This window comes from Micromonospora sp. NBC_00821, assembly GCF_036347035.1.
Lineage (GTDB): Bacteria > Actinomycetota > Actinomycetes > Mycobacteriales > Micromonosporaceae > Micromonospora > Micromonospora hortensis.
Map to the genome: position 1 here is coordinate 429,515 of NZ_CP108880.1, position 12,644 is coordinate 442,158.

The 12,644-nt window shown below is 70.0% G+C and carries 10 protein-coding genes; 8 read left to right on the forward strand and 2 right to left on the reverse strand.

What is annotated here, in order from left to right; translation table 11 throughout:
• Positions 1–12: 12 nt before the first annotated feature.
• Positions 13–1,155 (reverse strand): polyprenyl synthetase family protein, encoded by a 1,143-nt coding sequence (locus tag OHB44_RS02055; RefSeq protein ID WP_330439472.1) that lies wholly within the window; start codon positions 1,153–1,155, stop codon positions 13–15.
• A 65-nt stretch (positions 1,156–1,220) separates the two neighbouring features.
• On the opposite strand from OHB44_RS02055, the gene OHB44_RS02060 reads away from it, so the two are divergent.
• Together OHB44_RS02060 and OHB44_RS02065 are read left to right on the forward strand one after the other, a co-directional pair.
• On the forward strand, positions 1,221–2,144 hold the full coding sequence (locus OHB44_RS02060) for a phytoene/squalene synthase family protein (protein ID WP_238685317.1): 924 nt from the start codon (positions 1,221–1,223) through the stop codon (positions 2,142–2,144).
• A complete protein-coding gene (locus tag OHB44_RS02065) occupies positions 2,141–3,454 on the forward strand; it encodes a cryptochrome/photolyase family protein (protein ID WP_330439473.1) in 1,314 nt (437 codons plus the stop codon). The genes OHB44_RS02060 and OHB44_RS02065 overlap by 4 nt, the downstream gene beginning before the upstream one ends.
• Here the strand turns inward: OHB44_RS02065 and OHB44_RS02070 are convergent, their stop codons facing one another.
• Positions 3,455–4,531 (reverse strand): serine hydrolase domain-containing protein, encoded by a 1,077-nt coding sequence (locus tag OHB44_RS02070; RefSeq protein ID WP_330439474.1) that lies wholly within the window; start codon positions 4,529–4,531, stop codon positions 3,455–3,457.
• 80 nt (positions 4,532–4,611) lie between these two features.
• Between OHB44_RS02070 and OHB44_RS02075 the strand changes: the two genes are divergently transcribed.
• From OHB44_RS02075 to OHB44_RS02100, 6 genes are all read left to right on the forward strand, one after another.
• Complete coding sequence (locus tag OHB44_RS02075) at positions 4,612–6,099, forward strand: dihydrolipoyl dehydrogenase family protein (protein WP_330439475.1); 1,488 nt, start codon at positions 4,612–4,614, stop codon at positions 6,097–6,099.
• Between the two features lie 92 nt (positions 6,100–6,191).
• Complete coding sequence (locus OHB44_RS02080) at positions 6,192–7,196, forward strand: LacI family DNA-binding transcriptional regulator (protein ID WP_238685321.1); 1,005 nt, start codon at positions 6,192–6,194, stop codon at positions 7,194–7,196.
• Positions 7,197–7,529: 333 nt separating this feature from the next.
• Positions 7,530–8,909 (forward strand): ABC transporter substrate-binding protein, encoded by a 1,380-nt coding sequence (locus OHB44_RS02085; protein ID WP_330439476.1) that lies wholly within the window; start codon positions 7,530–7,532, stop codon positions 8,907–8,909.
• Positions 8,910–8,995: 86 nt separating this feature from the next.
• On the forward strand, positions 8,996–9,952 hold the full coding sequence (locus OHB44_RS02090; protein ID WP_330439477.1) for a carbohydrate ABC transporter permease: 957 nt from the start codon (positions 8,996–8,998) through the stop codon (positions 9,950–9,952).
• An 11-nt stretch (positions 9,953–9,963) separates the two neighbouring features.
• The gene (locus OHB44_RS02095; RefSeq protein ID WP_330439478.1) at positions 9,964–10,851 is read left to right on the forward strand and encodes a carbohydrate ABC transporter permease; all 888 of its coding nucleotides are present in this window, start codon (positions 9,964–9,966) and stop codon (positions 10,849–10,851) included.
• A gap of 139 nt (positions 10,852–10,990) precedes the next feature.
• On the forward strand, positions 10,991–12,610 hold the full coding sequence (locus OHB44_RS02100) for a glycoside hydrolase family 13 protein (protein ID WP_330439479.1): 1,620 nt from the start codon (positions 10,991–10,993) through the stop codon (positions 12,608–12,610).
• Positions 12,611–12,644: the final 34 nt, after the last annotated feature.

Below are 12,644 nucleotides of genomic sequence, written 5' to 3' on the forward strand. Positions count from 1 at the left end.
TCAAGTCGCTCATCAAGCTCGCCGGTTGGCGGCGGCGGTGGCCAGCCCGGTCAACGCGGTCCGCGCCGTCTGGTCCACGGGTGCGGCGTCGAGCGCGGCCAGCGCGTCGCTGACCCGCTCGGCGATCATCTGCTCCACCCGGGTCACCGCACCGGTCTCGGCGACCAGCGCGGCGAGCGTGTCGACCGATCCGTCGGCGGCTCGCTCCAACGCCGTGAGCTGGGCGGGCGTGGCCAGCTCACGGGCCAGCATGAGCAGCGTGGTCGGCTTGCCGGTGCGGAGGTCGTCCCCGGCCGGCTTGCCGGTGGCCGCCGGGTCGCCGTAGACGCCGAGCAGGTCGTCGCGGAGCTGGAACGCTTCGCCGACAGCCAGGCCATAGCGGGTGTACGCGGAGACCAGCGGGTCGTCAGCGGGCACCCCGGCCAGGCAGGCACCGAAGAGCAGTGGTCGCTGGACGGTGTAGCTGGCGGTCTTGTATCGGGCCACCCGTAGTGCCCGGTCGACCGACCAGCTGCCCGGGTCGTTTTCGCCGAGCACGTCAAGATACTGCCCGGCGACCGTCTCGACCCGCATCTGGTCGTAGCAGCGGCGCACCTCGAAGAGGCGCGTCGACGGCACCGAGGCGTGGGCCAGCAACTGGTCGGCCCAGACCATGCAGAGGTCGCCGATGAGCACGGCGACGGCCTCACCGAACCGGCCGGGATCACCTCGGTGGCCGGCGGCGACGTGCTGTTCGGCGAGCGCGATGTGCGCGGTGGGCCGGCCGCGGCGGGTGGTGGACGCGTCCATCACGTCGTCGTGCACCAGCGCGAAGGTGTGCAGCAGCTCCAGCGCGGCCAGCGCGGGCAGCACGGGTGGCAGAGGCGCGGTGCCACCGACGGCTCCGCGCCAACCCCAGTAGGCGAACGTGGAGCGGATCCGCTTGCCGCCGGTCAGGACGGCCTCCCGGGCGGTGGCGGCGAAGCTGCCCATCGACGCGTCGATGTCGTTGAGGGTGTCGACCTCGGCGGTGAGGAAGGCGTCCAGGGTCTCGTCGACCGCCGTGACCAGATCGTGGGTATAGGCAGCCAGAACGGCGCGGACCGGATCGTCCCCGTCCCCCGGCCCTGTCGGCGCCACGCGGGTCGCGTTGCCCGCAACTGCGTCGTTGGCCATGCGACTGAGCGTACCCTAGGCTACGAGTTGCGTCGATTGGTGCGTCGATAAATGGAGGAGGGCCGGTGGAAACTGATCTCACCGCTGCCTATGACCGGTGCCGTGAGCTGCACAAACGCCATGGCCGCACCTACTATCTCGCCACCCGTCTGCTTCCCGCTTGGAAACGACGACATGTGCACGCCCTCTACGGGTTCACGCGGTACGCGGACGAGATCGTCGACCGCACCGAGGACCTGCCGCCGGCCGAGCGGGCCGCCCTGCTGGACCACTGGGCCAGCCAGTTCGTGGCCGGTCTGCACGGTGCGCCGGTCGACGACCCCCTGTTGCCGGCAGTGCTGCACACGATCGCCGTCTTCGATCTCGACCGGGACGACTTTGCGTCGTTTCTGAAGAGCATGGCGATGGACCTGACCGTCACCGCGTACCCGACCTACGACCACCTGCTCGACTACATGGAGGGCTCGGCGGCGGTCATCGGCACCATGATGCTGCCGATCCTGGGCACCTCCGACCCGGTGGCGGCCCGGGAGCCGGCCCGGCAACTCGGCTTCGCCTTCCAGCTCACCAACTTCATCCGGGACGTCGCCGAGGACCTCGACCGGGGCCGCACCTACCTGCCGGACGAGGACATGGCGAAGTTCGGGGTCACCCGCGAGGAGTTGGCCGAGGCCCGCGCCCGGGGCCGCGTCACCCCCCGGATCCGCGAGCTGATCGAGTACGAGGTGACGCGCGCCCAGGCGCACTACGCCGCCGCCGCACCGGGCATCACCATGCTGGCACCCGCCTCGCAGGCCTGCATGCGCACCGCGTACGCGCTTTACGGCGGCATCCTCGACGAGGTGGCCGCGCAGGACTACGACGTCTTCGTCCGGCGGGCCCTGGTGCCGCAGCGGCGACGGATGGCGGTGGCCGCGCGGGCCCTGCTCAGCTCGACCGGTACGCCGGTCGTCATCCCCGGGCCGACGATCCAACCGGAGAGCCGGTGACAGCGAGCACGGCGATCGTGCTCCTCACCCGCGACCTGCGAGTGCACGACCACCCGGCGCTGGCAACCACCTGTGCCGCCTTCGACCAGGTGGTGCCGCTGTACGTGCTCGACCCGGCGCTGGCCGACCTCTCCGCCAACCGCACCCGCTTCCTGCACCAGGCCCTCGCCGACCTGCGCGACCAGCTCCGTGAGCGTGGCGGCGACCTGGTGGTCCGGCACGGCGACCCGGTGGCCGAGACGATCCGGCTTGCCGACGAGGTCGGGGCCACCGCCGTCGCGCTCTCGGCCGACGTCAGCCACTACGCCGTCCGTCGGGAGCGGCGACTACGCACCGAGTGCGAGCGGCACCGGCTGCACCTGCGACTGTTTCCCGGTTTGACAGTGGTCGAGCCGGGCGCGTTGCGGCCCGGTGGCGGCGGCGACCACTACCGGGTGTTCAGCCCGTACCACAGGGCCTGGGCGGCCAACCGGTGGCGCGAGGAGTTGGCCGCGCCGCGCCGGATCGCGCTGCCTGACCGGGTACGCGTGGGCCGGTTGCCGGCGCTGCCAGCCGGAGACTCACCGGACGCGGCCATCGGTGGCGAGCGGATCGCCCGGCAGCGGCTCACCGACTGGCTGCCCGACCTGACCCGGTACGGCGATCAGCACGACGACATGGCCGGCGACGACACGTCCCGGCTCAGCCCGTACCTGCGCTTCGGCTGCGTGTCGCCGCTGGCGGTGGCGAACCGCGCCGGCGACCGATCCGGCCCGTTCGTCAGGCAGGTCTGCTGGCGGGACTTCTACTACCAGGTCACCGCAGCCTTCCCGGAGATCTCGACAGCGGCGTACCGGCGGGGTGCCACCGAGCAGTGGCGCTACGACGACGACGCGTTGGCGGCCTGGACCGAGGGACGCACCGGGATGCCGATCGTCGACGCCGGGATGCGGCAGATGCTGGCACAGGGCTGGATGCACAACCGGGCCCGGCTGATCACCGCCGGCTACCTGACCAAGCACCTCGGGCAGGACTGGCGGTCCGGGGTGGCGGTGTTCTTCCGGTGGCTGCTCGACGGGGACGTGGCGAACAACTCCGGCAACTGGCAGTGGGTCGCCGGCACCGGCAACGACACGAAGCCCTACCGGGGGTTCAACCCGGTCCGGCAGGCCGAACGGTACGACCCGGACGGTGACTACGTGCGCCGGTGGGTGCCGGAGCTGGCGGGGGTGCGGGGCAAGGCCATCCACCAACCGTGGCGGCTGCCCGAGGCGTTCGACTACCCACCGCCGCTCTCGGTACCGGGCACCGACCCCGTCTGGCTGCGCTGATCAGAGCACCGAGTGCAACGCCTCGACCAGCTCGTCCACCCGGTCGTGCTCGGCGAGGTGCGCCGTGGCGTACGCGAAGGTGTAGCCCCGCTCGGGGTCGGCCCACGCGCTGCTGCCGCCGATGCCACCCATGCCCCAACTGCCGTCCGGCTCCCACTGCATGCCCAGGGTCCAGTGGGCGTCGCGGTCCAGCACCAGGTCCGGCCCGTCGTACTGGACCCCTGTCGCCTCCGCTACCAGCTCCGGGCTGAACAGCCGAACCCCGTCCAGGACACCACCGGCCAGCAGGCCGGCGTAGAGCCGGGCCAGGCTGGCCGCGGTGGCGTGCAGGTTGACCGCGGGCACCTCCGCGCCCCGCCACATCGGGCTGTTCAGCACGGCCAGGTCCAGCCCGCCGGCCGGGTTGCCGATCGCCCGAGCCCGCAGCGAGCCGGGCTCACCGAGCATTCGGGTCGGCCACTGCGGGTCGCCGTACCGCAGGTCCGCGCTGCGCAGTTGGTCCGCCTCGGTCAACCCGAAGCCGAGGTCGAGCTGCCACCGATTGGCGATCTCCTCGGCCAGGAACCGGCCCACCGACCGTCCGTCGACGCGGCGGACCAGCTCGCCCACCAGATGCCCGTACGTCCAGGCGTGTTCCCCGGCGACCGAGCCCGGCGACCACTCGGGGTCGGCGGCGGCCAGGTCCCCGGTGAGCACCGTCCAGTCGGCGATCGCGGTGGCCGGTCGGGGCACCGGAAAGGCCGGCAGCCCGGCGGTGTGCGACAACACCTGACGGACCGTGGCGGGTGTGCGGAACTCCGGCCAGTACCGGTCCACTGGCGTGTCGAGATCGACGGTTCCCCGGTCGACGAGCAGCAACAGGCAGAGCGCGGCCACCGGCTTGCCGACCGAGTAGACGTTCACCAGCGTGTCCGGCAGCCACGGCTCGCCGCCCGGCCCGTGGCCGCGGCGGGAGCCGCCGACCAGGTCCACTACCGGCTGCCCGTCGTACCAGATGGTCACTGCGGCGCCGGTTTCCCGGCCGGAGGCGAACAGGTCGTGGAAGCAGTCCCGGACCGGAGCGAAGCGTGCGTGCATCCGGCCACGGTAGGCGTCCGGGCCGGTGCACGCTCCGACTTTTCCGCCGACCCCGGTGGTTGGTGTGGTGTCGCTGGGGGATGCTGTTCGGTGTGGCGGAGCCGGAGCTGGTGGATGTGGTCGTGGTCGGGCTCGGGGTCGGCGGCGAGGAGGTGGCCGAGCGACTTGCCGAGGCCGGCCTGAACGTCGTCGGCGTCGAACGGGATCTCGTCGGCGGGGAGTGCCCGTACTGGGGCTGCATCCCGAGCAAGATGATGATCAGAGCCGCCAACGCGCTCGCCGAGGCTCGCCGGGTCGACGGGCTCGCCGGGACGGCGCAGGTCCAGCCGGACTGGGCGCCGGTGGCGAAGCGGATCCGCGAGGAAGCCACCGACACCTGGGACGACACGGTCGCGGCGGAGCGGTTCGTCGGCAAGGGTGGCCGACTCGTGCGGGGCAGCGGTCGGCTCGACGGTGCGCGCCGGGTCCGCGTCGGTGACCAGGTGTTCGAGGCCCGACACGGGGTGGTCCTGGGCACCGGCACCCGTCCGTCGGTGCCGCCGATCGACGGCCTGGCCGACACCCCGTACTGGACCAACCATCAGGCGATCGAGGTCGAGGAGCTGCCGCAGTCGCTGCTCGTGCTGGGTGGCGGCGCGATCGGCCTGGAGTTGGCGCAGGTCTTCGCCCGCTTCGGGGTCCGGGTCACAGTGGTCGAGGCGCTCGACCGGGTGCTGGCCGTCGAGGAACCCGAGGCGTCCGAGGTCGCCGCCGCGGCGCTGCGCGCCGACGGCGTGGAGATCCACACCGGGGTACGCGCCCAACGGGTCGAGCACGACGGAGCCAGGTTCACTCTGCGCGGTGGCGGCGGCGCGAAGTTCACCGCCGACCGGCTGCTGGTGGTGACCGGGCGCAAGGCCCACCTCGCCGAGCTGGGCCTGGACACGATCGGCCTGGACGCCAGCCAGCGTTACCTCCCGGTCGACGACCGTCTGCACGTCACCGACCACGTCTGGGCGGTCGGCGACATCACCGGCGAGGGCGCCTTCACGCACATCGCCATGTACCAGGCGGGGATCGTGATCGCCGACATCCTGGCCCGCGCCCGGCAGGCGAAGGCGGGGGCGGACGCCAGCGGCACCTCCAGCGTGGTCGGCGGGGCGATGGGCGCGTCCAGTTCGCTGGCCGCCAGCGGATCGAGCGGATCGGCCGGCACCGTCCCGCGAGCTGACTACCGGGCGCTGCCCCGGGTGACCTTCACCGATCCCGAGATCGGCGCTGTCGGGCTCACCGAGCAGCAGGCCCGCGAGCGCGGCATCAACGTGCAGGTGGGTTTCACCAAACTCGGCAGCTCGACCCGAGGCTGGATCCACCGGGTCGGCGACGACGGTTTCATCAAGCTCGTGGCCGACGCCGACCAGGGCGTGCTGATCGGCGCGACCTCGGCCGGCCCGGCCGGCGGCGAGGTGCTGTCCGCGCTGGTGGTGGCGGTGCACGCGGCGGTGCCGCTGAGTCAGCTCCGGCACATGATCTACGCGTACCCGACCTTCCACCGGGCCATCGAAACCGCCCTACGCGACCTGTCCTGACCCCGTCTCCGCGCGGCGATCAAGCAGTGCGCTGGCAAACGCCGGCAATTTGCTGTTCATTTCTTTCATTCAGGTGACGTACGATTGCGAACGTGACCAAGCGGTTGACTGAAGTTGCCAAGAAGGCGGGCGTCAGCGAGGCCACCGTCAGCCGGGTGCTCAACGGCCGCGACGGGGTCTCCGAGGCGACCCGCACCGCAGTGCTCACGGCGCTGGACGTGCTCGGTTACGAGCGGCCGACCAAGCTGCGCGGCGAACGCGCCCGGCTGGTCGGGCTGGTGCTGCCCGAGTTGCAGAACCCGATCTTCCCGGCGCTGGCCGAGGTGGTCACCGGCACTCTCGCCCAGCGCGGCTACACCCCGGCGCTCTGTGCCCGGACCATCGGCGGGGTCTCCGAGATGGACTACGTGGAGATGCTCCTCGACCACCAGGTCTCCGGTGTGATCTTCGCCGGTGGGTCGTACGCGCTCGCCGACGCCAAACACGACCACTACCGTCGGCTGACCGACCGAGGGCTTCCGGTCGTGCTGGTCAACGCTGGTGTGGAGGAGTTGGGCTTCCCCCGGGTCTCCACCGACGACGCGGTGGCGGTGGAGCAGGCGTACGGGCACCTGCGCTCGCTCGGGCACGAACGGATCGGGATGGTGCTCGGCCCGGAGGGGCACGTGCCGTCCCGGCGCAAACTCGACGCGATGATGAAGGCCGCCGGCTGGGACGAGGGCGACGCCGAGTGCGTGGAGCGCTCCAGCTTCTCCATGGAGGGGGCGCGGGTCGCCGCGACGAAACTGGTCGAGCGGGGCGTGACCGGCATCATCTGCGCCAGCGACGTGCTCGCGCTGGGCACGATCCGCGCGGCCCGGCGGCTCGGTCGCTCGGTGCCGGCCGACGTGTCGGTGGTGGGCTACGACGACTCCGCGTTCATGACGTGCACCGACCCGCCGTTGACCACTGTGCGGCAGCCGATCGAGACGATGGGGCAGGCCGCAGTGGATCTGCTGGTCACCCAGATCGAGGGCGCCGGCGTCCTTCAGGACGAGCTGCTGTTCGAGCCGGAGTTGGTGGTGCGGGGTTCCACCGCTCCCGCCCCCGGCCGCTAGGCACCACACCGAACGACGCTTCGGCCGTCGACCGCCTCTCGCGGTCGGCGGCCGTTTTCGTCGTTGCCCGCCACGGTCGCCATCGACCAAGCCGAATGATCGGCCATAAGGCATCAATAGTCGGCAAACCGGTCTGCTTTCAAGGGCTTGCCAACATCTGTCGTGATCGCGTCGTGTCCTTTCGGAACAGGGTCGATACCTTGCCGAAATGAGTCGGCCTCGCTACAGTGACTCCACTCACACCTGGCTCCGACGCAGCTACTGGGCGTCAGGTCGTATCACCGCAGATCAGCAAAGGTCATTGGAGTCACCCGTTCCCGAAGGGATGGACAGATGTCCGTACCGCAATACCGAAAGGCTGCGGCGGTTGCGCTCGTGGCCGGCCTGGGGCTCAGCCTCACGGCATGCTCCACGAAGAGCGACGACAAGGGCTCGACCGCCGGCGGCAAGGTCACCATCACTGTCGACTGCCAGCCGGTCGGCGCCCAGAAAGAGCTGTTGAAGAACTGGAACGACGACGTCGCCGAGTTCCAGAAGCAGAACCCGGACATCACCATCAAGAGCGTCAGCGTCGGCGAGCAGTGCAACAACCCGCCGGACTTCACCGCCCGCCTCGCCGGCGGCACCGTGACCGACGTCTTCTACGGGTACATGACCGATCTCCAGCAGGTGATCGACTCCGGTCAGGCGATGGACATCAGCCCCCATGTCAACAAGGACGCGATCGCGACCTGGGACAGCGTCGACCCGGCGCTCAAGGAGGTCTTCACCGACGGCGGCAAGCTCTACGCCGTGCCGGTGAAGAACTACTCGATGGGCCTGGTCTACAACAAGGCCCTGTTCCAGCAGGCCGGGCTGGACGTGAACAGCCCGCCCAAGACCTGGGCCGAGGTCCGTACCGCCGCCAAGAAGATCTCCGCGCTCGGCAACGGCATCGCCGGCTACTCGGAGTACAGCGCCGGCAACACCGGCGGCTGGCACTTCACCTCCCTGCTCTACTCGCAGGGCGGCAAGGTGCTGACCGAGGATGGCAAGAAGGCCGACTTCAACAACGCCATGGGCAAGCAGGTCCTGCAGAACCTCAAGGACATGCGGTACGGCGACAACAGCATGGGCGCCCGTCAGCTCCTCCAGTGGGGCGACCTGTTGACGAACGCCGGCGCCGGCAAGGTCGGCATGTTCATCGGCGCGCCGGACGCCACCCAGGCGATCGTCAGCCAGTTCCAGGGCAAGTTCCAGGACTGGGCGATGGCTCCGCTGCCGGGCCAGGACGGCGCGGCGAAGGGGACGCTCGGTGGTGGCGAGGGCTACTTCTTCAAGAAGGACCTCACTCCCGAGCAGGTCAAGGCCGGTCTGAAGTGGATCGCGTACCAGAAGCTCACCCCGGGCAAGGGCCAGTTCGACTACGTGCGGGCCAAGCCGCAGAACTACCCGGTGGGTCTGCCCCAGCCGCTGCTCTTCGCCAACGGCAGCGACGCGCAGAAGCAGGAGCTGGAGCTGCGGAAGGCGAACGCGAACGTCGACACGACGAACTTCGCGCTCTTCGAGGCGACCCCGGTCCCGATCAAGGGTGAGCCGCGCAACGCCCAGGCCGTCTACGCGGTGCTCGACGGCGCGATGTCAGGTGTGCTGACCAACCCGAACTCGAACATCGACGCACTGCTCAAGACCGCCGAGGAAAAGGTCAACCAGCTCCTCGCCGCCGAGAGCTGACCGATCGTGTGGGGGTCGGGACGCCGACCCGACCCCCACGCCACTCGCACCGCATCTCGACGTCACCGACTCACCCAGGAGTTGCCTTGGCGATCACCACCGTCCCGGAGACCCCCAGGAAACCGGGCCGCCCGCCGTCGCCGTACTCGGCGAGGCCGCAGCGCACCAGCCTCGGCCGCAAGGTACGGGACAACCTCACCGGTCACGCGTTCCTGATCGGGGCGGTGCTCTGCTTCGTCGTCTTCTCCTGGTACCCGATGATCCGCGGGATCGTCATGAGCTTCCAGCGGACCCGGCGCGGCGAGACCACCTGGGTGGGCTGGGACAACTACTCCCGCATCATCGCCGACCCCAGCTTCTGGACGGCCTGGCAGAACACCTTCTACTTCACCGTCCTGGCGCTGGCCCTCGGGTACGTGGTGCCGTTCTTCGTGGCGATCCTGCTCAACGAGTTCCGCCACGCCAAGGGGTACCTGCGGATCCTGGTCTACCTGCCGGTGATGCTGCCGCCGGCCTCCGCGCTCTTCCTCTTCAAGTTCTACGCGTACGACCCCAGCGAGGCCGGGCTCTTCAACGCGATCCTCAAGGCGCTGCACCTGCCCACCTCGCAGTGGATGCAGTCGCCGGAGATGACGATGCCGGCGATGGTGGTCGCGTCGACCTGGATGAACATGGGCGGCGCGGTGCTGATCTACCTGGCGTCGTTGCAGAACATTCCCGGGGAGCTGTACGAGGCGGCCGAGCTGGACGGCGCCGGAATCTGGAAGCGAATCGTCCACGTCACGATCCCGCAGACCCGGCTGATCCTCGCGCTCCTGGCGATGTTGCAGATCGTCGCCACCATGCAGCTCTTCATCGAGCCACTGATCCTCGCCAACGGTGCGGGCGCGGAGGACTCGGCGACCTCGGTGGCGTACCTCATCTACCAGCACGGGTTCTTCCAGAACGACCTCAACGGCGCCGCCGCCCTGGGCGTGATCATGCTCGTGGTGCTGGCCGGCTTCTCCGCCGTGTACGTGCGGCTGACCGCGAAACAGGACTAGGACGGCGAGGAATGGCACAGGATTCCGGAACCCGGACCCTCATCTCCCAATCCCAGCTCAGCCGGGGGCGCGGCCGGGTCATCTACTGGACGCTGCTGGTAGTGGTCGTGGCGGGGTTCACGCTCGTCTTCCTCGGACCGCTCTACTGGATGGTCACCGGCGCGCTCAAGTCCGGCCAGGAGATCGCCCAGACCCCACCGTCGCTGTGGCCGAAGGACCCGCAGCCGCAGAACTACGTCGACGCGTGGAACAACCTGGCCCTCGCCAAGCTGCTGTTCAACACCTTCTACTACGCGATCGGCGCGGTGCTGTTCCAACTGGTCTTCGACACCGCCGCCGCGTACTCGCTGTCCAAGCTTCGACCGATCTTCGGCAACGTGATCCTCGCCCTGATGCTGGGGACCCTGATGATCCCGGCCATGGTCCTCATCGTCCCGCAGTACGTGACGGTGATCGACCTGCCGATCGTGCACATCAACCTGCTGGACTCACCGTTCGCGATCTGGTTGCCCCTGGTCGCGAACGCGTTCAACATCTTCCTGCTGAAGCGGTTCTTCGACTCGATCCCCGAGGAGCTGATGGCGGCGGCTCTGATGGACGGGGCGTCGTCGCTGCGCACGCTGTGGTCGATCATCCTGCCGCTGTCGCGTCCCATCCTCGGCGTCGTCTCGATCTTCGCCGTGACGGCGGTCTGGAAGGACTTCCTCTGGCCGAAGCTGGTCATGCCGTCGCCCGAGACCCGGACGGTCAGCGTCGGCATCTACGCCTTTGCCGGTGGCACGCCGATGAACGTGGTGATCGCCGCGTCGGTCATCGCCGCGATCCCGACTGTCATCATCTTCTTGATCTTCCAGCGGAACATCATGTCCGGTCTGACCACGGGCAGCATCAAGGGATAGCGACCACCGGTCCTCCCGCGCGGCGAACAACGACCGTTCGCCCGACACATAACCAGGTCCGGCGAACCCGCCGACGTACTGACGCAGAAAGCAGGTGCTCGTGTCCACAGCTGACAGAAGTCCGTGGTGGCGTGGAGCCGTGATCTACCAGGTGTATCCCCGGAGCTTCGCCGACGGCAACGGCGACGGCATCGGCGACATCGCCGGCATCCGGTCCCGGCTGAACCACCTGTCCGCGCTCGGCGTCGACGCGATCTGGTTCAGCCCCTGGTACCCGTCCCCGATGGCGGACGCCGGCTACGACGTCTCCGACTACCGCGACATCGACCCGGTCTTCGGCACCCTGGCCGAGGTGGAGGCGCTGATCGCGGAGGCGCACGCGCTGGGCATCCGGACCATCGTCGACGTGGTGCCCAACCACTGCTCCGACGCGCACCCCTGGTTCCAGGCAGCGCTCGCCGGCGGCCCCGGAGCGCCCGAACGGGACCTGTTCTGGTTCCGACCCGGCCGGGGGCCGAACGGCGACGAGCGACCCACCGACTGGGTCGGCGAGTTCGGCGGCGAGACCTGGACCCGCACCACCAACCCGGACGGCACCCCCGGCGACTGGTACCTGCACCTGTTCGCCCCCCAGCAGCCGGACTTCAACTGGGACCACCCCCGGGTGCGGGAGGAGTTCGAGGACATCCTGCGGTTCTGGTTCGACAGGGGCGTGGACGGCATCCGGATCGACTCGGCCGGGCTCCTGGTCAAGGACGGGACACTGCCCGAGGTCCGCGAGGACCAGCCGCACCCGTTCCACGACCTCGACGGCGTGCACGACATCTACCGGGGCTGGCGTCGCGTCGCCGACGAGTACGCCGACCGGGCGCTGATCGGTGAGGTGTGGCTACCGGACCGGCAGCGGTTCGCCAACTACCTGCGCCCGGACGAGCTGCACGCCGCGTTCAACTTCGACTTCCTCGGCTGCGCCTGGGACGCCGCGGCCCTGCGGGAGAGCATCGACGGGACGCTGAGCGCGCACGCGCCGGTCAACGCGCCGGCCACCTGGGTGCTCTCGAACCACGACGTCACCCGGCACGTCACCCGCTACGGTCGCGCGGACACCCGGTTCAGCTTCGCCGCCAAACGCGAGGGAACCCCCACCGACCTGGAGCTGGGCACCCGCCGGGCCCGCGCCGCAGCGCTGCTCTCGCTGTCGCTGCCCGGCGCCGCCTACGTCTACCAGGGCGAGGAGCTGGGCCTCTACGAGGTCGAGGACATCCCGTACGCGCTGCGGCAGGACCCCATGTGGGAGCGGTCCGGTCGGATCGACCCCGGTCGGGACGGCTGCCGCGTGCCGCTGCCCTGGGGCGGGGACGAGCCGCCGTTCGAGTTCAGCCCCGAGGGCGCCGCGGCGCCGTGGCTGCCGCAGCCGGCCGACTGGAAGGACCGGACAGCCAGCGCGCAGACCGGCGACTCGGCCTCGATGCTGGAGCTGTACCGGGCGGCGATCCAGGCCCGAAAGACCGACCCGGCGCTCGGTGACGGCGAGCTGACCTGGTTGCCCGCCCCCGACGGGGTGCTGGCGTTCCACCGCGGCGGTGGCTTCACCTGCCTTGTCAACCTGTCCGCCGCGCCGGTCCCGATGCCAGCTCAGGGGGAGTTGCTGCTGGCCAGCGGGCCGCTCGACGACGGGTTGCTGCCGTCCGACACAGCGGTCTGGCTGCGTACCGCCGAGTCCACCGACGGGCCGCGCGGGGCGGACGGCCCGGCCTGACCTGACTCTGCTCGCCGTGGTGCCGGCGGCCCGT

Bases quoted from the DNA above. Each gene is read 5' to 3' on its own strand.
- OHB44_RS02055 (WP_330439472.1), bottom strand. From the start codon at position 1,155: ATGGCCAACGACGCAGTTGCGGGCAACGCGACCCGCGTGGCGCCGACA.
- OHB44_RS02070 (WP_330439474.1), bottom strand. From the start codon at position 4,531: ATGCACGCACGCTTCGCTCCGGTCCGGGACTGCTTCCACGACCTGTTC.
- OHB44_RS02075 (WP_330439475.1), top strand. From the start codon at position 4,612: ATGCTGTTCGGTGTGGCGGAGCCGGAGCTGGTGGATGTGGTCGTGGTC.
- OHB44_RS02085 (WP_330439476.1), top strand. From the start codon at position 7,530: ATGTCCGTACCGCAATACCGAAAGGCTGCGGCGGTTGCGCTCGTGGCC.
- OHB44_RS02095 (WP_330439478.1), top strand. From the start codon at position 9,964: ATGGCACAGGATTCCGGAACCCGGACCCTCATCTCCCAATCCCAGCTC.